8 protein-coding genes are annotated in these 26,146 nt (G+C 51.9%); 3 read left to right on the top strand and 5 right to left on the bottom strand.

The genetic code is table 11. The annotated features are described in order from the left end of the window. Positions 1–283 precede the first annotated feature (283 nt). Both AB1E22_RS05550 and AB1E22_RS05545 read right to left on the bottom strand, forming a co-directional pair. Entirely contained in the window at positions 284–808 is a 525-nt protein-coding gene (locus tag AB1E22_RS05550) for a hypothetical protein (RefSeq protein ID WP_367594441.1), read from the bottom strand. After that, positions 805–1,590, bottom strand: coding sequence for a winged helix-turn-helix domain-containing protein (locus AB1E22_RS05545; RefSeq protein ID WP_367594440.1), 786 nt, complete (start codon positions 1,588–1,590; stop codon positions 805–807). Before AB1E22_RS05545 ends, AB1E22_RS05550 begins: the two co-directional genes overlap by 4 nt. A 917-nt stretch (positions 1,591–2,507) precedes the next feature. On the opposite strand from AB1E22_RS05545, the gene AB1E22_RS05540 reads away from it, so the two are divergent. Beyond that, positions 2,508–3,110, top strand: coding sequence for a helix-turn-helix domain-containing protein (locus tag AB1E22_RS05540; protein ID WP_367594439.1), 603 nt, complete (start codon positions 2,508–2,510; stop codon positions 3,108–3,110). Positions 3,111–3,295: 185 nt separating this feature from the next. Here the strand turns inward: AB1E22_RS05540 and AB1E22_RS05535 are convergent, their stop codons facing one another. The 3 genes from AB1E22_RS05535 to AB1E22_RS05525 form a co-directional block, all read right to left on the bottom strand. Further along, positions 3,296–4,678: an HlyD family type I secretion periplasmic adaptor subunit gene (locus AB1E22_RS05535; protein WP_367594438.1), complete on the bottom strand. Its 1,383-nt coding sequence runs from the start codon at positions 4,676–4,678 to the stop codon at positions 3,296–3,298. Continuing rightward, positions 4,665–6,836, bottom strand: a complete 2,172-nt coding sequence (locus tag AB1E22_RS05530) for a type I secretion system permease/ATPase (RefSeq protein WP_367597335.1) — start codon at positions 6,834–6,836, stop codon at positions 4,665–4,667. Before AB1E22_RS05530 ends, AB1E22_RS05535 begins: the two co-directional genes overlap by 14 nt. Positions 6,837–6,952: 116 nt before the next feature. Next, positions 6,953–8,296, bottom strand: coding sequence for a TolC family outer membrane protein (locus AB1E22_RS05525; protein WP_367594437.1), 1,344 nt, complete (start codon positions 8,294–8,296; stop codon positions 6,953–6,955). A gap of 403 nt (positions 8,297–8,699) precedes the next feature. Here AB1E22_RS05525 and AB1E22_RS05520 point away from each other — a divergent pair, with 403 nt between their 5' ends. Next, complete coding sequence (locus AB1E22_RS05520) at positions 8,700–25,610, top strand: retention module-containing protein (RefSeq protein ID WP_367594436.1); 16,911 nt, start codon at positions 8,700–8,702, stop codon at positions 25,608–25,610. Between the two features lie 67 nt (positions 25,611–25,677). Beyond that, positions 25,678–26,028: a tryptophan synthase subunit beta gene (locus AB1E22_RS05515; RefSeq protein ID WP_367594435.1), complete on the top strand. Its 351-nt coding sequence runs from the start codon at positions 25,678–25,680 to the stop codon at positions 26,026–26,028. The last annotated feature ends 118 nt before the right edge of the window (positions 26,029–26,146 follow it).

Genomic DNA, 26,146 nt, shown 5'->3' with positions numbered 1-26,146 from the left:
AAATATAAACATAGATCGGTATTGTCGATCAATAGCTAATAATTAATAGGTGCAATTGATAGGTTAGGGTGATCAATTTATGAAATACAGATCGGTATAATCTATTGGCTTGTTACTTTTTATAAGGAACATGGTTGTTAATATGTATGTTGTTTTTACGTCGCTGGAAAGTAAATCTCTGGTCTGAACAGTATATTCAGGCGATATTTTTGATATAGAAAGGGGCGATAGGATGATTTGCAGGGGAGGGCACGACGTAGTTCGCGTTAGAAAAGCTCAAGTGTTACTCGTCTTCAGGAAGCAAATACTTCTGGCAATACAGATAAGGAATGCCTTCGCGAGTGATGAGATTGGCCTCTTTGTTAAGTGAAAAAATATCAATGTCGGTGACATCAGAATTTTTCAGATAAAAATTCGGCAGGAATTGCTGGAGAACGCCAGGGGGAGAGGTTTCGCGATTTGAGATGATAATCTGGCGGGATACCCACACCGGACTCAGGCCGTAGTCAGAATGGGTGAAAAGAATCGTGCGCTGGACGGTGTACTCTTCATGCGGATTGAGATTGATAATGCCGTTAATGTGCGCGATGCCTTTGCCGTCACCCTCCTCAGATTTAAAATCAACAATCCCACGAAATGACGTATTGTCTCTCACCACCTGTAGCGTCGCCCGGCATACAAGGTGGTGCGGGTGATCGTTCGCCGTCAGATAAAGATAAAGCCCAAGGCTTGAAAGAATCGCGGCGCAGACGACAAAAATGACGCACGTCTGGGTTCTTAACGAGGCAATCGCTGTGAATGGCTTCATTTACTATCATACCGAGGGTAGTAGACGGACTGACAGGCGTTATCGTGTGATAACTCCATACGGTTTGTGCAAAGAATAACGGAAATGTTTTTGGTTTCGGGATAAGCCGTAACATAGAGGAATTTATCATCGCGGCACAAGTCGGGATGTTCCTTAATGAAATGCTCATGGCGGATATGATTGCTGGCATCGCCGTTAAAAAAATAATGACATTGCCCATCGTATTTCTTTGAAGACACATATCCCGAGAAATATTGCTGGCTAAACATGCGTGGGTAGAGGAGCACACCGATAATTATCACGGTTAACGTAATTATCAGGGCTTCTGTCATATTCACAATAGCCGGCCTGGCATTCTTAGTTTTATTTTCAGCCGTTTCATTGCTGATTTCTAAGGGGAGAGGATCGGCTTCTATTTCGCTTACAAGATCGATCTTTTCCTCAACCGCTATTTCTTGCTCAATGAGAAGACCCTTGCGAGGAATCGTGGTGATAATCTGTTTTTCCACATTCATTTGTAGAAAAGACTTTCTTAACGAAAGAATACTTTGATAAAAGGCGTTAAAACTCACCTGCCTGTGGCTTTCTCCCCATGCAAATGCCAGCAGCTCGTTTTGAGTAACAATCTCACCGTGGTTTCTGAGCAACAACAGCAGACATTGTGATGCCGTTGGCTTGAGTTTTATCTGCTCATGGCTGTCTGCATGCACCAGACATTGCTTCTCAGGAATGAATATTATTTTATTTTCAATGAGATAACATAAGTTGTCTGCTTCGTACATGTTGCCAGCACTCTCGTTGACCCAGGCAGGTTTTTGACACGCGCCATTATAAGCATAATGGGACAGGGAATAACGCTGTGTTTTCGTGGCTTTACCTCATACCTGAGCTTTTTATCTCAGGATGACACAAACCAACAACAAAGCATTTACACTTTATATACGAAAAATACCACTTAAAATCAATTGGTTAAATATTTTTTGTGTTTTTTTTACTATCAGAAAGATAACGCGTCGGGCAGAAAGACTAAAAACATTACATTTTTGCATCAGATAAATATACTCATTGACGCAGTGGCATGAGGCCCCCACTGGTGCGGGTCTTTCAGTGCCGCACGTTCAACGTAAAAAAGGGTACCAATAAATTTAATACCTGAGTATTTCGGTCGTCTTTACTCATCGTTGATGATGTTTTAATAGAACAATGGGGCGCGGCCATTGAATAAACTCTTTCAATTAATAGTATGCATCTACGGTGTTTCAACCCTGATGTTTATGCTATTTAGAATAGTATTACTGATTGCACAGATGAAGAAACGCGAACAGGACGGTATCGCCTGGTTCAAAGAGAAGATTGATACTGTTATTGCGCTTTCAATTGTTTGGCCATTTTATTTGCTATATGTTCTTTTGCAACTTATTTTTAATAGCCTCTGTTTATGGAATAACAGTTGCGATAGTTTGAAAAATAATGCGCCATAATGTGATTTTTACGAGTTATTATTTCAGTGGTTATATTATTGCGCGGTATTAAATTTTACGGTTGTACACGGGTGTAATGTATTATATTGGCACGGAAGTCATAAGGTTATTCATTTAAGTCACCCTTCGGCAATCCTGACAACCCTGGCTTTAGAGCGGTCTCCTTTGCTTCGCAACAGGAGATAATCTCAATCCCACAACCCGAGTAAGAGAAGCTGATGTCCACTCCGAATTTTGATGAATCTGTAACGCTCATTGGAGACGAGATAAAAAAATCTGAAAACGCCTATTTCTCACTGAGAAAAAAACGTCAGCGCATCGAAATGAGAAAGGATGGCAACATATTTTATCTTGAGAAAGGGTCAGTCTCGGTTTACCGCGTAGAAAACGACCTGGTCACGATAAGTTTCACCGCGCCTGCGATACTGGGTCTGGCCCAGATGCGTAATGATGTCATGTCTCATTACCTGCGTTGTGATACGGACTGCGAGATGTGGGTGATGAGTGCGAACAATGCCAACGAGATGTTCAATAAGAGAAATTTGTGGCAGTACGCCTTTAATATCTTAACCAATCATCTACACCGCTATTTCCAGCGTGAAAATATGCGCTCTCACAAAACGATTCGTGAAATCGTCACCGAGCACGTTAAGCACATTTGGTCGCTTGACCCTGAAATTCGTGAAAAAACATCGGTTTATACCTTTATTTTAAGCCGAAACCTTATCTCTCGTAGCGCGATTCATAAGGTGCTTCAGGAGTTAGTCAACGAGGGCAAGTTAACGCTAAATCGCGGCAAGCTCTCTTCGTTTAACGGCTAATCAAATTTGCTGAGGCGGGCGCAGAGTTTATACCTCGAACTCATCGCCCAATAAAAAAACCGCGACGGATAACGTTGCGGTTTTTTTATTTGAGGCAAACATAGATGCAAGGTTTTGTAGGGTGGATAAGCGAACGCGCCATCCACCCTTTAATACGAGATGTCGGGTACAAAACCCTTTATCACTTATCGCTCTCGAAGCGCTTCTGCTTTGGCCCGAATAATCGGTTTTAGCAGATAACTCAGAATCGATTTTTTGCCCGTCAGAATATCAACCGATGCGACCATACCAGGAATAATAAGCATCGGATGCTCTTTGGTCCCCAGGTAGTTCTTATCCGTACGCAGGCGGGCAATGTAATAACTGTGGCCTTCTTTATCCGTTACGGTATCCGGGCTAATTTGCACCAGCTCACCGTCAAGCCCACCGTAAGTGGTGTAATCATACGCGGTGAATTTCACCACGGCATGCTGGCCCGGATGCAGGAACGCGATGTCACGCGGCTGAATTTTCACTTCAATCAGCAGCTTGTCATCAAGCGGAACAATTTCCACTAAATCACTGCCCGGCTGAATGACGCCGCCAATGGTATTAACCATAATCTGCTGAACGATACCGCGAACCGGGGAAACAACCATGGTGCGGTTCACTCGGTCTTCAAGCGCCTTACCGGTGGCTTGCGCTTTGCTCAGGTTAGTGCGGGCTTCGTTAAGTTGTGAAAGCGCATCGCTCTGGAAACGGTTTCGGCTCTCGCCAATTTTGTTTTCGATCTCTTTAGCTTCGGAATCAGATTTCGGAATCGACAGCGTAACGGAGTCCAACAACCCTTTGGTTTCCACTTCGGTGCGGCGCAAACGCAGGATTTCTACTTTAGAGATCGCGCCAGACGCCAGCAGTGGCTCAGACATTTTGATCTCTTGTTGCAGCAACCCCAGGCTGTTTTTGTATTGCGCCTGCTTGGACTGGAAATCACGCAGCTCTTGTTTCTTCTGAACCAACTGCTCCTGAAGCCCTTCAATTTCATTCTGGAACTGGCGGCGACGGCTATTAAATAAGTCGACTTCCCCGCGAGCAACCTCTGGCGCACGCTTCGCAATATCATCGGCAATAATAAATTCTTTGCCTTCCGCCTCTGCGGTCAGACGGTCGATTTTCGCCTGTAAGCCGAGTTTATCCGCTTCCGTTTCGCCGACGTTTGAAGCAAAGCGAGTGTCATCCAGATGGATAAGTGGCGCGCCTGCCTCAACGATTTGCCCTTCATGAACAAACAGCTCCGTGACAATACCGCCTTCCAGGTTTTGTACTTTTTGCAGGCGCGAAGAGGGAATCGCTTTGCCCTCGCCGCGAGTGACTTCATCAAGTTTCGCGAAACCGGCCCAAATAAACGCTATCACTACCAGTACCAGGATAGTCCATAGCGTCAGGCGAATCACACGCGGAGAATCATCGATAAGCGCATGACTCACTTCGTTAATGTTATCGGCCTGGTTCTCATCACGCCCCTGAAAATAGTGGCGCAACTGCTGACGGTAATGGGGTAAACGTGCAATAAAATCAGCGAGACGCATTGATTTGACCTTTTTTCAGCGCATCCATAACAATGGCTTTCGGGCCATCAGCAATAATGCGTCCTTTATCAACAATAATCAGGCGATCAACCAAAGAGAGCATCGACGCACGGTGAGTCACCAGTAATAAGGTTTTGTCGGCGACAAACGGCACCAGCGCCTGTTTAATTTTGTCTTCACTGGTGTTGTCCATGGAACTGGTCGGTTCATCAAGCAGCAACACTGGCGGCTCTAGCAGCAGGGCACGAGCGAGCGCTACGGCCTGGCGTTGCCCGCCTGAAAGTTGCATACCACGCTCACCCACCTGCAGGTTATAACCATCAGGATGAATACGTGCGAACTCGTTCACACCTGCCAGTTCAGCGGCACGCAGCATGGTTTCATCATCCACATAACGGGCACCGCAAATCAGGTTATCGCGCAGTGAGCCGTTAAATAGCTGAATGTCTTGCGGAACGTAGCCGATGCTATGACGCAGATCGTTCACGTCTAACTGACGCGCATCCACATCGTCGATCAAAATGTTCCCGGCGGTAGGCTGGTAGAGGTTGATGATTAACTTACTGAGCGAGCTTTTGCCTGACCCGCTGCGGCCGATAATACCGACTTTCTCACCCGGTTTGATGGTCAGGTTGACCTTTTGCAGCGAAGGATTTTTCTGCTCCGGATAGCTGAAATCAACATCTTTGAACTCAATGCTACCGCGGAAGTTTTCACGTTTTAGCGGATGCTCATGCTCGCGGCGTTCCTGCGGCATGGACATCATTTGCTCGGTATTTTTAATGGTCAAACGCGCCTGATGATAACGGGCAATTAAACCCGTGAGCTGGCCCATCGGCATCAGCGCGCGGCCATTGAGCATGTAGCAGGCAATCAATCCCCCCATACTCAGCTTGCCGCCGATAATCATATAAACGCCGACGATAATCATCACCACGCCAGACATTTGCTGGAACCAGCCGGTCAAATTACTGGCAAAGCTGGATAACGTTTTAACGCGCAATTCCAGGCGACTTAAACTCCCCAGCGTTTGCTCCCACTGATACTGGCGCTCGCTTTGGGCATTGTTCACTTTAATCGCATCCAGGCCACTGAGCGTTTCGATCAGCAATGCCTGACGCTCGCTTGCCAGACTCATGGTTTTAGCGACGGCGGCGTTTACCGGCTTCTGCAGTGCCCAACTGATCGCCAGCGCGATAGGGAAGGTCAGAAGCGGGATCCAGGCAAGCGACCCACCGATAATCGCCATCACCAGCAACAGCACCAGCGTAAACGGCAGATCGATAAGCGTGGTCAGCGTAAGCGAAGAGAGGAAATCGCGCAGCGACTGAAACTCATGGATATTTTGCGCAAAGCTCCCCACGCGGGCAGGGCGCGCTTTCATCTCCATGCCGGTAATGCGCTCGAAAAGCGTGGCTGAAATAATCAGGTCGCTCTTTTTACCCGCAATATCAAGGCAAACGCCGCGCAGCATTTTCAATATCAAATCAAAAACGAACGCCAGGCAAATACCCACCGCCAGAACCCACAACGTCACCGTGGCATGATTGGGAACAACCCGGTCATACACGTTCATGGTAAACAGCGGCGTACCGAGGGCAATCAGGTTAATCAGCAGGCTCGCCAGCACCGCATCCATGTACAAATAACGCGACAGCATCAGCGTGTCTTTGAACCAGGATTTAGTCCGCGGCAGGAAGGATTCAGACTGTAAATCAAACTCATGGCGAGGGTGCGCGAAAATCACCTGGCCCGCATAGTTTTGTTCAAGCTCGGCCACATCAATAGTGATTTCACCGCCTTCGCTTTCGCTTGGCATAATGCGTGCGGTGCCGTTTTCATTCCAGGCCAGCAACACGGCGGCTCCGCCATCACGAAGCAGAACAATCGCAGGCAGCGACATCGCAGGGATTTTATTGAGCGCACGTTTAATCACTCGCGCTTTCAAGCCTGCACGAGCCGCTGCACGCGGTAAAATAGACAACGTCAAACGATCGTTTTCCAGCGGCAGACCGCTACTTAACGTCGAACGGCTGGCAGATTTACCGTGAACGGAGCAAAGAACCAGCAGGCAATCGAGTAAAGGATCATCATTGCGACTGCGGGGATCATGATAATGCGACTCTTCAATGGGAGGAGCCTCTGACATTGTATTCATGTGTTCAACTTGTGAATTCATTTATAGGAATGTTCCTGACGCAACTATCCAGCAAAAATAAATAGCGAATGAATACTGAAATAGCTCCCGGAGGAACTATTTCAGTTAAGGAGATGTTATTTCAGTTCAGGTAATTCGTTATTATCTGCGGAGTCTAAAGGTTGGCCTGCCGAGACCGGATTAATTTTAAGGGCTTTTAATAATTCCCCGGAACGGGCACAAATACGATAACCCGAGGCAATTTCCAGATAACGTAATTCAACTAAACGGCGCTTAGATGAAAACACTTCGTTTTCACTGTCCAATAAATCCAGCAGAGTACGCTCGCCAAGACTAAATTGGTCCTGATAAGCGGTACGCACTTTTACGCTACGATCGGCGTAATCCGCAGCTGCCGGGAGCTGATCTTTGGCACTTTTTAACGCAGACCATGCCAGACCCATTTCCTGGTTCATCTGGCGCAGCGTGTTATTGCGAATATCCTGAGCTTGTTTTTGCAGATATGCGCGAGACTCCATCGCGGCTTTATCGCTTCCACCCTGGTACAGGTTGTAGTGCATCTTCACCATCGCCTGCCACTCTTCCGAATGCGCACGCGTGGTGTCTGTGTCATTCGCGACGCTACGAGACAGCGCGACATCAACGCGCGGATAAAACGTTGATTTTGAGGCTTCATACTGCTGACGCGCCGCTTCAATATCGGCATTGGCGGATTTCAACAGCGGGCTGTTTGACTCCATCGTACGCTTAGCGTCTTCAAGGGAAGTCGGTAAAAACGCATCGATGCTCTCAGGCAGGCTCAGGTTTTCAGGCGCTTCGCCCGTCACGCTCATAAACGTGGTATTCGCATCTTCGAGATTGGTCTGCTCGGTCAGTAAATTATTCCGCGCCTGTGCCAGACGTGCTTCCGCCTGCATTAAATCGCCAGAACGGCCCACGCCTTGATCGGTACGCAAACGGATCTGGTCGTAAATACGCTCATGGTTTGCCAAATCATCTTGTGCCAGGTGGACATACTCCTGACGTTGTAACACATCAAGATAAGCCTGAACCACGTTAAGCGCCGTTGTTTCGCTGATATTCAGCACGCTGAACGAGCGGGAATTCACCGTGGCTTTCTGGCGGTTCACTTCGCTGGACGTGGCAAAGCCGTCAAAAATATTTTGATTAAGGCTAACGGTGGCGTCGTTTGGGGAAAGGTTCATCCCGCTGTTGCTGCCGCCTGCACGCGTGGTCGCATCGTTAACGTTTTTCTGACCCGCTTCGGCATCAATATTTAACGTCGGAAGATAACCCCCGCGCGCCGCGCGTAAATCCTGTTCTGCGGAGTAGCGGCTGTTTACCGAAGCATTAACTTCTGGATGGCTGGATAAGGCTTGCTGAACGGTATTTTGTAAGCTTTCTGCGTTAACAGATTGTATTGAAAAAAAACCAAGTAAAAAAAATAAAAACTTCTGCATTGTTTGAAGCCTTATTACGCGCGTTAACGATATCCCTATATCACGCCTTATTTCCATTTCTGTTTTTAACACGAAACATCATATTAATTAACAAGTGCAGAGGTGTTTATCTGATTACATTAAATTCAACTTTCATTCGAAATGACATTTAATGTTTTGTAATGTGATGTTTCACTTTGCGTCATTTTTGATTATATTTAATGCTCAGTCAAGTCTCCGCTAATAGAGATCTAATAACTGTGTTTTTTTCTACATTTTAAATTATTACGAAATGGCGAATGTCCATTAATGGCTATTCTTGTCCATTTTGGCAATGTGTTTCGAATGAAAAAATAATGTTATTAAATTATTTAATTTAACGCGGCATTTATAAAAATAACGAAGATATTCAAGAGAGGAAACGGTGAGCAATTTACTCGGTGTGATTAAAGCTGTCATTGGCTTGGTTTATGTAGTTGAAGCAGATGGCTCGCAGCGTCTCTTGAAAGAAGGTGACAGAATCTACAGTGGCGAAGAGATTGTCACAGGCGATAGCGGGGCGGTAAGCGTAGCCCTGCCGAACGGCAAAACTCTCGATCTCGGCCGCAACAGCCACTGGTCTGAGCATGGTCTGAATGCGGTTAATAGCGCAGAACATGACACTCAGGATGTCGCATCGTTACAGAAATCCATTGCCGACGGCGCTGACCCGACGCAAGCGTTAGAAGCGACCGCCGCGGGTAATGAGCCGCCGGTACAAATTGAAGGCGGTGGCGGTGGTCACACACTCGTCCAGCTAGATTTAACCGGGCAAGTGGTTGATCCTACGGCTGGTTTCAATACCGCAGGGCTGGGTGTACCTACTCCAGAACTTCACCTGCCAGAGGGTGGATTAGCGACAGATTTCACTTCAAGTTCTTCCCCCGTTCTTCCTCCCCTGATTCAGATTAACGACTTTGCCGGTAACGACGGTTTTATTAACAAAAATGAAATAAACCACACGCCTATTAACGGCACCAGCAACCAAAATCACGTCACGCTTGTTTTTACCGATAGCCAAAAAAACACAATTACGATTGATGTTCCGGTGAATAACGGTCGTTGGACAGCGCAGCCCGATCTCAGCGGCCTGGTGGAAGGGAAAATTACCGTTCTGGCAACGGCCACCGATGTCTCCGGGCGCACCGCAACAAGTACCGATGATGCGCAGATTGATATTACCGGCCCGGTAGACCACATCACTATCGACAGCGTCACCCCAGATAACATTATTAATATCGCGGAATCCCACCAACCGCAGACCTTAATCCACGGCAATGTTTCCGGCGATGCGAAAATTGGCGATAAGGTCACGCTAACCGTTGATGGAAAAGAGTACAGCGATGTGGTTATCGATCTCGGTAACGGCACCCTGGGCTATCAGATTAATGTCTCAACCCAGGGGCTGCTGGCTAACCAAAACATCCACGCCACGGTGACATCAACGGATGAAGCGGGGAATACCACTCAGGCCTCAAGCGATCACCACGTTGATATTGACCTGGATATTCATAACTCCATCACCATTGAAACTGTCGCAAATGACGATGTTGTTAACCGTGCCGAATCCCGTATGCCAACGCTGGTAACAGGCGCTGTTGGCGGAGATGCGCAGGCGGGCGATCCCGTCACTGTGACGGTTCAGGGTCAGCAGTTCCACGGCGTGGTGATTAACGACAACGGCCAGTTGCGTTACAGCGTTCCCGTTCCTACTAATCTTCTCCGCGAAGGGGCCAATGACGTACAGGTCCAGGTGGTAAGCCATGACGTAGCGGGTAACGAAGCGATTGCCGTTGAGCACAAAACAGTCACCCTCGACACCCAGGCACATAACGCCCTGACTATCAGCGCCGTGGCGGATGACAACACCGTTAACAGCAGTGAATCCCGCATGCCAACCCTGATCAGCGGCACCGTGAGCGGTGATGCCCAGGCGGGAGACCACGTGGTAGTAAGCGTTAACGGCCAGAGCTTTAACAGCCAGGTGGTCACGGATGAAAATGGCCACCTGCGCTACACCGTGCCGGTCCCGACATCCGCCCTGACCGAAGGCAGCAACGACGTGCAGGTGATGATCACCGGCGTCGACGCTGCCGGTAACACCGCGATTGCGGTGGAGCATAAAACCGTGGTGCTGGACACCCAGGCGCAGAACGCCCTGACCATTGAAACCGTGGCGGGCGATGACACGGTGAACGCTACCGAATCCCGCATGCCTACCATGATCAGCGGCACCGTAAGCGGTGACGCCCAGGCGGGCGATAAAGTGGTAGTCAGTGTCAACGGCCACAGCTTTAACGGCCAGGTAGTGACCGACGAAAACGGCCATCTGCGCTACACCGTACCGGTCCCGACTTCCGCCCTGACCGAAGGCAGCAACGACGTGCAGGTGATGATCACCGGCACGGACAACGCCGGCAACACCGCAATTGCCGTAGAAACCAAAACCATCGTGCTCGACACCCAGGCGCAGAACGGCTTCACCATTGAAACCGTGGCCGGCGATGACACGGTGAATGCCACCGAATCCCGCATGCCGACCATGATCAGCGGTACGGTGAGTGGGGATGCGCACGCGGGTGACCACGTGGTGGTGAACGTCAACGGCCAGCGCTTTGAAAGCCGGGTGACCGACGACAACGGCCAGCTGCGCTACACCGTACCGGTCCCGACATCTGCCCTGCATGAAGGCAGCAACGACGTGCAGGTGATGATCACCGGCACGGACAACGCCGGTAACACCGCAATTGCGATGGAAACCAAAACCATCGTGCTCGACACCCAGGCGCAGAACGGCTTCACCATCGAGACCGTGGCGGGCGATGACACGGTGAACGCCACCGAATCCCGTATGCCGACGATGATCAGCGGCACCGTAAGCGGGGATGCACACGCGGGCGACCACGTGGTAGTGAACGTTAACGGCCAGCGCTTTGAAAGCCGGGTGACCGACGACAATGGCCAGCTGCGCTACACCGTGCCGGTCCCGACTTCCGCCCTGCATGAAGGCAGCAACGACGTGCAGGTGATGATCACCGGCACGGACAACGCCGGTAACACCGCAATTGCGGTGGAAACCAAAACCATTGTGCTCGACACCCAGGCGCACAATGCTCTGACTATCGCTACTGTGGCGGATGACAACACGGTAAACGCCAGCGAATCCCGCATGCCAACCATGATCAGCGGCACGGTAAGCGGTGACGCCCAGGCGGGCGATAAAGTGGTGGTCAGCGTCAACGGGCATGAATACCGCGGTGATGTGGTGGCGGATGCAAACGGCCAGTTGCACTATGCCGTGCCGGTCCCGACATCTGCTCTGACCGAAGGCAGCAACGATGTGCAGGTGATGATCACCGGTGTCGACGCAGCCGGTAATACCGCAATTGCGGTGGAAACCAAAACCATCGTGCTGGACACCCAGGCGCACAATGCCCTGACCATCGGCACCGTGGCGGGCGATGACACGGTGAATGCCACCGAAAGCCGCATGCCGACCATGATCAGCGGCACCGTGAGTGGGGACGCTCAGGCGGGTGATGGTGTGGTTGTAAGCGTTAATGGCCACAGCTTTAACGGCCTGGTAGTGACTGATGAAAACGATCAGCTGCACTACGCCGTGCCGGTCCCGACATCTGCCCTGACCGAAGGCAGCAACGACGTGCAGGTGATGATCACCGGCGTCGATGCATCCGGCAACACCGCAATTGCCGTAGAAACCAAAACCATCGTGCTCGACACCCAGGCGCAGAACGGCTTCACCATTGAAACCGTGGCCGGCGATGACACGGTGAATGCCACCGAATCCCGCATGCCGACCATGATCAGCGGTACGGTGAGTGGGGATGCGCACGCGGGTGACCACGTGGTGGTGAACGTCAACGGCCAGCGCTTTGAAAGCCGGGTGACCGACGACAACGGCCAGTTGCGCTACACCGTGCCGGTCCCGACCAGTGCCCTGCATGAAGGCAGCAACGACGTGCAGGTGATGATCACCGGCACGGACAACGCCGGTAACACGGCGATTGCGGTGGAAACCAAAACCATCGTGCTCGACACCCAGGCGCAGAACAGCTTCACCATTGAAACCGTGGCGGGCGATGACACGGTGAACGCCACCGAAAGCCGCATGCCGACTATGATCAGCGGCACCGTAAGCGGGGATGCACACGCGGGCGACCACGTGGTAGTGAACGTTAACGGCCAGCGCTTTGAAAGCCGGGTGACCGACGACAATGGCCAGCTGCGCTACACCGTGCCGGTCCCGACTTCCGCCCTGCATGAAGGCAGTAACGACGTGCAGGTGATAATCACCGGCACGGACAACGCCGGTAACACCGCAATTGCGGTGGAAACCAAAACCATTGTGCTCGACACCCAGGCGCACAATGCTCTGACTATCGCTACTGTGGCGGATGACAACACGGTAAACGCCAGCGAATCCCGCATGCCAACCATGATCAGCGGCACGGTAAGCGGTGACGCCCAGGCGGGCGATAAAGTGGTGGTCAGCGTCAACGGGCATGAATACCGCGGTGATGTGGTGGCGGATGCAAACGGCCAGTTGCACTATGCCGTGCCGGTCCCGACATCTGCTCTGACCGAAGGCAGCAACGATGTGCAGGTGATGATCACCGGTGTCGACGCAGCCGGTAATACCGCAATTGCGGTGGAAACCAAAACCATCGTGCTGGACACCCAGGCGCACAATGCCCTGACCATCGGCACCGTGGCGGATGACAACGTCGTCAACGCGACTGAATCCCGCATGCCGACCATGATCAGCGGCACCGTGAGCGGTGACGCTCAGGCGGGCGATGGTGTGGTTGTAAGTGTTAATGGCCACAGCTTTAACGGCCTGGTAGTGACTGATGAAAACGGCCACCTGCACTACGCCGTGCCGGTCCCGACATCAGCCCTGACCGAAGGCAGCAACGACGTGCAGGTGATGATCACCGGCGTCGACGCAGCCGGTAACACCGCGATTGCCGTAGAAACCAAAACCATCGTGCTCGATACTCAGGCACAGAACGCCCTGACCATTGAAACCGTGGCGGGCGATGACACGGTGAACGCTACCGAATCCCGCATGCCTACCATGATCAGCGGCACCGTGAGCGGTGACGCCCAGGCGGGCGATAAAGTCGTGGTCAGCGTCAACGGGCATGAATACCGTGGAGAAGTGGTTACTGATGAAAACGGCCACCTGCGCTACACCGTGCCGGTTCCGACTTCAGCCCTGACCGAAGGCAGCAACGACGTGCAGGTGATGATCACCGGCGTCGATGCATCCGGTAACACCGCGATTGCGGTGGAGCATAAAACCGTGGTGCTGGACACCCAGGCGCAGAACGTCCTGACCATTGAAACCGTGGCAGGCGATGACACGGTGAACGCCAGCGAAAGCCGCATGCCGACCATGATCAGCGGCACCGTAAGCGGTGACGCTCAGGCGGGCGATGGTGTGGTTGTAAGTGTTAATGGCCACAGCTTTAACGGTCTGGTAGTGACTGATGAAAACGGCCACCTGCACTATGCCGTGCCGGTCCCGACATCTGCTCTGACCGAAGGCAGCAACGATGTGCAGGTGATGATCACTGGCGTCGACGCAGCCGGTAATACCGCAATTGCCGTAGAAACCAAAACCATCGTGCTCGACACCCAGGCGCAGAACGGCTTCACCATTGAAACCGTGGCGGGCGATGACACGGTGAACGCCACCGAATCCCGTATGCCGACCATGATCAGCGGCACCGTAAGCGGGGATGCGCACGCGGGCGACCACGTGGTGGTGAACGTCAACGGCCAGCGCTTTGAAAGCCTGGTGACCGACGACAACGGTCAGTTACGCTACACAGTGCCGGTCCCGACTTCCGCCCTGCATGAAGGCAGCAACGACGTGCAGGTGATGATCACCGGCACGGACAACGTCGGTAACACCGCGATTGCGGTGGAAACCAAAACCATCGTGCTCGACACCCAGGCGCAGAACGGCTTCACCATTGAAAACGTGGCGGGCGATGACACGGTGAACGCCACCGAAAGCCGTATGCCGACCATGATCAGCGGCACCGTAAGCGGGGATGCGCACGCGGGCGACCACGTGGTGGTGAACGTCAACGGCCAGCGCTTTGAAAGCCTGGTGACCGACGACAACGGTCAGTTACGCTATACCGTGCCGGTGCCGACATCAGCCCTGACCGAAGGCAGCAACGACGTGCAGGTGATGATCACCGGTGTCGACGCAGCCGGCAACACCGCAATTGCGGTGGAAACCAAAACCATCGTACTCGACACCCAGGCGCAGAACGCCCTGACCATTGAAACCGTGGCGGGCGACGATACGGTGAATGCCACCGAATCCCGCATGCCGACGATGATCAGCGGCACGGTAAGCGGTGACGCTCAGGCGGGCGATAAAGTGGTGGTCAGTGTCAACGGCCATGAATACCGTGGAGAAGTGGTTACTGATGAAAACGGTCAGCTACGCTACACCGTACCGGTCCCGACATCTGCCCTGACCGAAGGCAGCAACGATGTGCAGGTGATGATCACCGGCGTCGATGCATCCGGCAACACCGCGATTGCGGTGGAAACCAAAACCATCGTGCTCGACACTCAGGCGCAGAACGCCCTGACCATTGAAACCGTGGCGGGCGATGACACGGTGAACGCCACCGAAAGCCGCATGCCGACGATGATCAGCGGCACCGTGAGCGGTGATGCGCACGCGGGCGACCACGTGGTGGTGAACGTCAACGGCCAGCGCTTTGAAAGCCGGGTGACCGACGACAACGGTCAGCTGCGCTACACCGTACCGGTCCCGACTTCCGCCCTGCATGAAGGCAGCAACGACGTGCAGGTGATGATCACCGGCACGGATAACGCCGGTAACACGGCGATTGCGGTGGAAACCAAAACCATCGTGCTCGACACGCAGGCACAGAACGCACTGACCATTGAAACTGTGTCAGGCGACGATACGGTGAATGCCACCGAATCCCGCATGCCGACGATGATCAGCGGCACCGTAAGCGGTGACGCCCAGGCGGGCGATAAAGTGGTGGTCAGCGTGAACGGCCATGAATACCGTGGAGAAGTGATTTCCGACGAAAACGGCCACCTGCGCTACACCGTACCGGTCCCGACTTCCGCCCTGCATGAAGGCAGCAACGACGTGCAGGTGATGATCACCGGCACGGACAACGCCGGTAACACGGCTATTGCGGTGGAAACCAAAACCATCGTGCTCGACACCCAGGCACAGAATACCCTGACCATTGAAACCGTGGCGGGCGATGACACGGTGAACGCCACCGAATCCCGCATGCCTACCATGATCAGCGGCACCGTAAGCGGTGACGCCCAGGCGGGCGATAAAGTCGTGGTCAGCGTGAACGGCCATGAATACCGTGGAGAAGTGATTACCGACGAAAACGGCCACCTGCGCTACACCGTACCGGTCCCGACTTCTGCCCTGACCGAAGGCAGCAATGACGTGCAGGTGATGATCACCGGCACGGATAATGTCGGCAACACCGCGATTGCGGTTGAGCACAAAACGGTCTTCCTGGACACCCAGGCGCATAACGGCCTGACCATCAGCACGGTCGCGGGCGACGACGTGGTTAACCATCAGGAATCTCAGCACGAGACGTTAGTCACCGGCCATGTGAGCGGGAAAGATGCGCAGGAAGGTGACCGCGTGGTGGTCTCTGTGCAGGGTAAAGACTTCACGGGTGAAGTGTTAGCGGATGCGGATGGGCATCTTTACTACCAGGTAGCCGTTTCAACGGGCACTTTAATCGAAGGTCACAACGACGTTCAGGTGATGGTTATCAGCCACGATACGGCGGGTAACGAAGCCATTGCGGTGGAGCACAAAGACGTGGTGCTCGACACCCACGCGGACGCCACCATCAAACTTAACGATGTGACCGACGACAATGTGCTGAACCACGATGAGCTGAATGTACCAAAACAGCTGGTCAGCGGAACGGTAGAAGGTGATGACGCCCACGTCGGGGATGTGGTCAGCCTTAACGTTAACGGCAAATATTTCACCGGGCATGTTATCGATCTGGGCAACGGTCATCTGGGTTACCAGATCCCGGTGGACTCCTCCGCATTCAGCAATAATCAGGGGGATGTGGATACCGGCGTCAAAGTGAAGGCGACGATCAAGTCTCACGATCCGGCGGGTAACGAAGTTATCCAGACCACCGAGCACACGGTGCAGATTGATAACACGGCGCATGCCACCATCAATATTGGCGATGTCACGCAAGATAATATTCTTAACCATGATGAACTGAGCGCGGATAAACAGACTATCAGCGGCGAAGTGACCGGTGATGCGAAGCTCGGGGATAAAGTCGAGCTGGTCATCAATGGCACGAAATTCACCGGCGAAGTCAGCACCCTGCCTAACGGCCACCTGGGATACAGCATCGACGTCAATCCAGGCGTGTTCAGCCGTAACAAAGGCGAAGTGGACGGCAGCATCGACATCCATGTGAAAGTGACGTCGCACGATGCCGCGGGTAATGAAGTGGTCGCGCATGCCGATCGCACCGTGTTTATCGATAACCACGCTAATGACACCATCACTGTTGACGCTGTTACCAAAGACAATGTCCTGAACCACTCGGAACTGAATGCGAAAACGCAGACGATTACCGGCACAGTCGGTGGGGATGCGCATGTTGGTGACGAAGTTGTCCTGAAAATTGGCGACAAGATTATCGGCCAAAATACCGTGGTGGATTTAGACGGTAAGGGGCATTTGGGTTACCGCATCGATGTGAAACCTTCTGATTTTAGCGATAACAAAGGTGAAGTGGATAAAGATGTCACCTTTACCGCTACCGTCACCTCCCATGACCAGGCGGGTAACACCGCTATCGAAACCACTGAGCACACGGTTCATATCGATAACCACGCGAACAACCACGTGACGGTTGAAACGGTGGCGGGCGATAACACCATCAGCATGAATGAATCCCGCATGCCGACGCTTATCAGCGGCGTAGTAACCGGTGTTGATGCGAAGGCTGGGGATGCGGTTGTCGTGCGAGTGCAGGGCGAGGACTTCAAAGGCAAAGTGGTTGTGGGCGACGACGGGCAGCTTCGCTACGAAGTGCATGTCCCAACCGAGAAATTCCACGATGGTGTCAACGACGTTAAAGTTACGGTCACCAGCCATGATGGGGTAGGTAATACCGCGCACGCGGTTGAGCATGTCAATGTCACGCTCGATACCCAGGCGCATGCCACTATCTCCGTTGACTCAGTGACCAGTGACAACATTCTTAACCAGGATGAGCTGGCGAATCCGAAGCAGCTCATTACCGGAACGGTGGGTGGCGATGCCAAAGCCGGGGATGATGTTGTTATTGAGATCAATGGTTATAAATATCCAGGTAATGTCATTGATTTGGGCAACCATCAATTAGGGTACCGTATTGCGGTAGACACCTACGCGCTGACGGATAACCGCGGCCAGATTGATACCACTGTGAAATTCACCGCCACCGTTACCTCTTTTGATGACGTGAAAAACGAAGTGATTCAGACCACCGAGCATACGGTGCATATTGATAACTTTGCTGTGGCTAACATCGACATTGGTGGCGTCACTCAGGACAACATTCTCAATCATGACGAGCTGGATGCGGCGAAACAGACGGTCACCGGTATCGTCGGTGGTGATGCGCAAATTGGCGATAAAGTTGTTCTTGAGATCAATGGCACGAAAATCCCAGGTGAAGTTGTTGAATTGAGCCCGGGCCAGCTTGGCTACAAAATTGATGTCGATCCTGCGGTGTTCAGCCATAACCGAGGCAATGTCGACGGCGACGTCAACATTCATGCGAAAGTCACGTCGCACGATGCTGCGGGTAACGAAGTTGTCGCGCATTACGATAAAACGGTACATATCGACAACCACGCTGATGCCACCATCACTATTGACGCGGTGACGACAGATAACGTCCTGAACCACGCCGAACTGGCGGCGGGTAAACAGATGATTACCGGGACAGTGGGCGTTGACGCGAAAGTTGGCGATGAAGTCGTGCTGAAGATTGGCGATAAGCCTATTGGCACCGGTCACGTAGTCGATCTGGACGGTCACGGTCATCTTGGTTACCGCATTGAGGTGAAAACGTCTGACTTCAGCGATAACAAAGGTAATGTCGATAAAGATGTAACATTCACCGCGAGTGTGACCTCCCATGACGCCGCGCATAACGAAGTGACGGTGAGCACTGAGCACACGGTGCATATCGATAACCACGCATACAACAACCAGACCATCAGCACCGTGGCGGGGGATGACGTTGTTAACCTCAATGAATCCCATCGCGAAACCCTGATTACCGGCCATGTGAAAGGCGAAGATGCCCAGCCGGGTGACGCGGTGATGGTCACCGTGCACGGTAACAACTATCCAGGCACAGTCTATGCCGATGCGAATGGGCATCTGCGCTACAGCGTGGCCGTGCCGGTCGGGGTTTTAAAAGAGGGCAGTAATGACGTTCAGGTCAAAGTGACCAGTCATGATGCGGCCAACAATGAAGTGGTGTCGACCGAGCATAAAGACGTGGTTGTGGATACGCATGCTGACGCCACGCTCACCATTGCTGATGTCACCAAAGATAACATCCTGAACCACGATGAACTGGCGGCTACTAAGCAGTTTGTTCACGGAACGGTGGGTGGCGACGCTCAGTTTGGGGATGCAGTTGATATCGAAATCGGCGGCAGACACTTCCACGGCAACGTTATCTTTATTGCTCCAGGCCAGCTTGGCTACCAGGTCGCGGTTGATCCTTCTGCCTTTAATGACAACAGCAAAGATGTAGACGGGCACGTCACCATGACGGTCTCCGTCAAAGTGCATGATGCTGCGGGTAACGAACTGACGAAGTCTGAAACACACGATGTCAAAATTGATAACCACGCCGATCCGGTGATTCATCTGGATAAGGTGACGGGCGATGACATCATCAACTTTACGGAGTCACAACAGGCGCATACCCGCATCACCGGTACTGTCAGCGGTGACGTTCACGAGGGCGATAAAGTTATTGTCACCGTGCATGACCACAAATATGAAACGACGGTGATCAAGCTGCCATTCTCCAATGGTGCCCTGGGTTATAGCGTTGATGTGAACACCAAAGATCTGATGTCAGATAAGAAAGGCGCATCTTCTGATACCAACAACGACACCACCGTTAAGGTGACGGCCCACGTTGTGGGTTACGACGCGGCAGGTAACGAACACCCGATTGATGTAACGACAGATTTAAAAATCGACCTGAAGGCTGAGGCACACATCACCATCAACCCGATCGCGGGCGACAATATGATTAATGGTGATGAGTCGAAAGTATCGACGACCATGATCAGCGGAACCGTTGACGGCGACGTTAAAGTGGGGGATTACGTTCATATTCTGGTTAACGGGCAAGAACTGACGACGAAAGTGGTCAGTGAAAATGGCAAGTTGGTCTACCACCGCGAAGTGAGTACCCACGACTTGCTGGCCGACCCGAACGTACAGGTTACGGTCACCGCCACGGATAATGCCAATAACACGGCAACGGCGGGCGCGGAGCAGAAGATTATTATTGATACTCGCGTTGAAGCGACTATCTCCGTGGATTCTGTCACGCCGGATAACACCTTGAATGACGAAGAGCTGAACCATCATTACACGTTGGTCAGCGGCACAGTGACGGGTGAAGTCGAGGTGGGCAAAGAGCTGACGTTGAAAATTAACGGCCACGAATACCATGGAACGGTGCAGCTTCAGTCTGATGGCAGCAAAGGCTATAACATTATGGTGGAAACGACGGATCTTCATCAGGATCCGAATATTCACGCCAGCATTGATGTGACTGATAAAGCGCTTAACCATAAAGTTGTCACAGCCGATCACCATGTGGATATTGACTCTCACGCTGACGCGACGGTCACCATCAACGTAGTCTCAGGGGACGACGTTCTTAATGGATTAGATCAAAAACATCCAACCACCGTCATCAACGGTGTGGTAACCGGGGATGTGAAAGCTGGTGACTTCGTCCATCTGACGATTAACGGTGTGACGTACGATGTGAAGGTTGAACCTCAGGCTTATCTGGGGAATAAACTGGGTTATTCATTCGAGGCGAAGACATCTGACCTGCTCGCCAACGGGCATATTGTTGCAACTGTTGATGCGAAAGATGACGCAGGGAACACCGTTACGGCCCATGCCGACCACGATGTTTCCAGGGATGATAGTGCGACTGCGACGATCACGATTGATCCGGTTACTGACGACAACACAATTAATAATGAAGAAGCTCATCAGGGAAAAACAACCATTACGGGTCATGTGACCGGGGATGTCCATCTTGGCGATGTAGTCGATCTCACCGTTAACGGGCAACACTACTACGGCAGCGTTAATGATAAGGGACGCTACAGCATTGACGTTAGCACCGACGATTTGATTTCAGCTGGTAATAAACCGGTGATTCACGCAGAGGTGACGGGTTACGACGCGGCGGGTAATACACACCTGGCCGAGTTTGACCGAGTGGTGAATATTGATACGCGTGCCGATGTCAATTTCCATGACAACCAGCTAGGACTTACTGGCAATATGGATTTTTATCGTGTCGCCGGGTATGTTGATGGTGATGCAAAAGTCGGTGACTTGGTGACCATCACCGTCGGTGGAGATAAATACTATACGACAGTCCAGAAATTGCCAGATGGTAAACTGGGGTATAACACCGACCACTTAATCGACCCGAAAACGGGGCTTCCTGATACCGGTGATACTGGACTGAATCGCGGAGCAATCGATGCTAATACTGATGTTGTCATTCAGGTAACCAGTCACGATCAATACGGTAATGCTGCAACGGCGACTGCGGTGATTCATCCACAATCTTCTGGCACGGGAACGGGTGGTACTGGCCATCACGACGGTGGAACCACCACCCCAACGCATACCGACCCTCATGCCACTATTACCATCAGTCCGGTGGCGGGTGACAACACGATTAATGAGGCCGAATCTCACTCAACAACCACGGTGATACGCGGCACTGTCGTGGGTGACGTTCATGGTGGCGAGGCGATTGATGTCTATCTTGGCGGGGTTAAATATCCTGGCATCGTCATTGAGCGCCCAAATCTGCCGGGTGAGTTCAGCTATGCAATCCCTGTCGATACGCAGACCCTGATGCAGCACCCTGATATCACGGTAAAAATGCCTGGCTTTACGGATAATGCTCCGCAAACCACCGTCACCGTGGATACCGATGTGAGCATCGATATCCAACTGGATAAGATTGCCGGTGACGACACCATCAATATTGTGGAATCACAAACGGGCAAAACGCCGGTGAGCGGCATCGTGACGGGTAAAGACGTCCATGACGGCAGCAACGTCACCATCATGGTTAACGGCCACGCGATCACCACTCAGGTATTTACTGATGCTAACGGCGTGATGAGATTCAGCAAAGACGTCAGCATTAACGATCTGCGTCAGGATCCGCATGTCACCGTGAGTGTGACCGGGCACGATGACCACGGGAACATAGCGACTAAATCCGCCGATACCACCGTGAAAGTTGATACCGATATTGATGCGTCAGTCACTATCGACAAAGTGACGCCAGATAACGTTATTAACCTTAATGAATCCCATGATCCGAAGACCACTATCACGGGGCAAGTCGGCGGGGATGTTCATCCTGGCGACAAAGTCACTATTCACGTTAACGGGGTGGATTATCCAGACGTTACTGTTGATCAAAATCTGCATTACAGCGTAGATGTCTTTACCAGCGATCTGCTGAAGGGGGACACCATCACCGCCAGCGTTCACGGCTATGACGCTGCGGGTAATACCATCGATAAAGGTGCGACTCAGCATTACACTACCGATTTTACCGCCGAGGCTTCGATCACCGTCAACACGGTCTCCGGCGACAATATCCTGAGCGCGAAAGATCTTGCCGCAGATCAAACCGAGATCAGCGGAACCGTGGGCAAAGACGCTCGGGTGGGCGATGAAGTGACGGTCGTACTCAACGGCACCCCGGTCCACACGACAGTAATCGAGCTTCCTTATATGAACGGGGATCTTGGCTACACCATGAAGGTCAACACGGCCGATTTAAAAGCCGAGTTAGACTCGCAATCAACAGCCAAGCCACATATCACCGTGACGGTCACCGGCACTGACGAGGCGGGCAATGCCTTCAGCAACAGTGAAGATCAAACGATCACCATCGATGACCATGCTGATGTGAATTTAACCCTGAATAATGTGTCAGGGGATAACGTGCTCAACCTCGCCGAAAGCCATAACCCAACCACAACGATTAGTGGCTCGGTCACAGGCGATGTGAAAGAGGGTGACACGATGGTGATTACCGTAAATGGTAATGATCTGACTGCGACACTTCATAGCGATGGCAAAGGTGGGTTTACCTTTACACGTGAAGTGAATACCTCAGAGCTTCTGCAAGATCAGCACATCACCTATAAAGTGCTCGCCGTTGATGATGTGGGTAACACCCAGCCGGGCGTCGGCTTCGTGGATATCCGTATCGATCAGGATGCGCAAAACGAGATTCACTTCGATAAAGTGATTGCCGGTGATAACCGCGTCAATATCGAAGAATCTCACGCGACCACCACGATGCTTCGCGGTGTGGTCACAGGTGATGCCCACGGCGGAGACCCAATCACACTTACGGTCAACGGCCAGTCGGTCACGGGTGGGGTCGTTCTTGAAGACAGCCATGGTAACAGAACCTTCGAAATTCCGGTTGCCAACAGCGTGTTAAAAGAAGGCGACAACACCGTAGTGGTGACGGTTAGCGGGCAAGATGAAGCGGGCAACCCGGCGACATCGACCGATACTCACACCATCACGCTGGATACGACAATTACTGGCTCGATTAACATTGCTCCGATTGCCACTGACAACGTAATCAACGCCAAAGAGTCCCAGCACATCCACGTGACCGGCACCGTTGATGGCGATGCGCGGGAAGGTGATTTGGTAACGCTGAACGTTAACGGCCACGTTACGCATACGAAAGTGGTCACCGTTGATGGTCACCTGGGCTATGACGTTCAACTGGATAAAACCTGGCTGAACGAAGGCGAGAATAACGTCACCGTCAACGTGCAGATTGTTGACGATGCCGGTAACCACCTCAACCCTGCCTACAACCAGGTCGTGACGCTCGATACCCATGCGGATGCAACCATCACCGTTAACACTGTCGCGTCAGATGATGTGGTTAACGCGCGAGAAGCGAAGCACCTGACGGTGAGCGGCGCGGTTGATGGAGACGCCGTCGAAGGTGATAAGGTGACGCTGGAGATAAACGGCCATACCATCACCACTGACGTGATAAAAGTGGGCGATCACCTGGGCTATGAAGTTCCGGTGAAACAAACGTGGCTCAGTGAAGGTAATAACGAGATCAAGGTCAGCGTGTCGGTAAATGACGCGGCTGGGAACCACTACACCACCCCGCAGGAAAGCCATCAGATCTTCGTCGATACGCAGATTGCAGGCAGAATCGATATCGACAAGGTGGCCGGCGACAATGTAATCAACGCGAAAGAGTCCGATCACATCACCGTCAGCGGCACGGTAGGGCTGGATGCGAAGCCGGGTGATGACGTGGATCTGGAGCTTAACGGCCATAAGATCACCGTACAGGTTCAGGGAACGCCAGGAAATCTGACGTACACCACGCCGGTCGACAAAGCGTGGTTTAACGAAGGCTCCAACAATGTGAAAGTGACCCTGCATGTCTCAGACGATGCGGGTAACGTTAGTGCCGTTGAGCATTCTCAGACCATCACGCTGGATACGCAGATTGCAGGCAGAATCGATATCGATAAGGTGGCTGGCGACAATGTAATCAACGCGAAAGAGTCCGATCACATCACCGTCAGCGGCACGGTAGGGCTGGATGCGAAGCCGGGTGATGACGTGGATCTGGAGCTGAACGGCCATAAGATCACCGTACAGGTTCAGGGAACGCCAGGACATCTGACGTACACCACGCCGGTCGACAAAGCGTGGTTTAACGAAGGCTCCAACGATGTGAAAGTGACTCTGCACGTCTCAGACGATGCGGGTAACGTCAGTGCCGTTGAGCATTCTCAGACCATCACGCTGGATACGCAGATTGCAGGCACAATCGATATTGATAAGGTGACTGGCGACAATGTGATCAACGCGAAAGAGTCCGATCACATCACCATCAGCGGCACGGTAGGGCTGGATGCGAAGCCGGGTGATGACGTGGATCTGGAGCTGAACGGCCACAAAATCACGGTACACGTTCAGGGAACGCCAGGACATCTGACGTACACCACGCCGGTCGACAAGGCGTGGTTTAATGAAGGCTCCAACGATGTGAAAGTGACCCTGCATGTGTCAGATGACGCGGGCAACACTACAACGGCTTCGCACACGCAAAAAGTCGAGCTGGATACCCACGCCGATGCCACTATCACTATCGATAAAGTAACCGGCGATGACCACCTGGACTCGCAAGAAGCGCGTCATCATGTGACTCATATTACCGGCCATATCGACAGCGCTGATGTGCAGGCCAACGAACATATCAATGCCACGATCAATGGCAAACATTATGACGCGGTACTGCACGACGATAATGGGCACTTAACCTATGACATTCCGGTTGATACTCACGATCTTAATATCGGCAAGAATAGCGTGGATGTTTCCGTTATCGCTCACGATAACCATGGCAACTCAGATGTTATCCATCAAAAAAGTGATTTCACGATGGATGATCCTGCTCATCGTGGAAAGCATGACGTGGATAGCAGTGATAAATCACACCATGCGGCAACTTCAGCTTCTCACGATCAGGGTTTAAGCAACCTGTTTGATGACAGCGATGATTCGCTCTCCTTTAATCTTCATCAAGATGGGAAGGTTAAGTCTGGCGAGGAAGATCATAAGGTCTTTACCGGTAAAGAGGGCAACGATCATGGGAAAGTTGATCTCAGCGATTTGGCGCATGAGCTGCATCATAGCGACGATATTACGCAGTTGATTAAGGGCGCGGATTCACATCATGACAAAGTGGGTTCTGCGGCAACGGCTGCAACACCTGCTCATCATGGTGATGCATCGGCGGTGCCGCAGATTGCGGACTCGTATGGCTCTTCAACCCATTCACTGGATCACTTAATCCCAAAGCCTGAGCATTACCATTCATAATTGAGCGACACCGCCCTTAACCGGGCGGTGGTTTCAAATGCCATTCAATGCCATAAAAGGTAGAAAAATGTATTACATTCAACGTAATGACGACGGCCAGTTAATACGCGTCGAAAAAACACCGTTTACCGGCATGACGGGCGAGATTTTTTCCGATACGCCAGAGATCACTGCCTGGAATAATGCCCGCAACGTGGTTGATGAAAGCCTGCATCATAAAGAGCTACTGCAACGAAGCGACCTTGAAATGGTCCGCGTGCTGGACGACCTGATCTTCTTACTGATTCAAAAAGGGGTGATTACGATTACCGATCTGCCGCCAATGGCGCAGGTTAAGTTGATGAATCGTGCGCATGCGCGCCAGGGATTGGGCGGGTTAGAGGATTTGTTGAATAGCGACGATCAGGGGATTTTTTAAATACCGTCGTGTTTACCTCTAAAGTGGGCGGAGTGATTTATTTATCAACGGTATTATGAAAATAAAAAAGCCCTGACACAAAATGCCAGGGCGTGATTAAAGAATAATATCGGCAGAA

Source organism: Buttiauxella gaviniae, assembly GCF_040786275.1.
GTDB classification, from domain to species: Bacteria; Pseudomonadota; Gammaproteobacteria; order Enterobacterales; family Enterobacteriaceae; genus Buttiauxella; species Buttiauxella gaviniae_A.
This window is presented reverse-complemented; position numbering and strand designations above follow the sequence as displayed.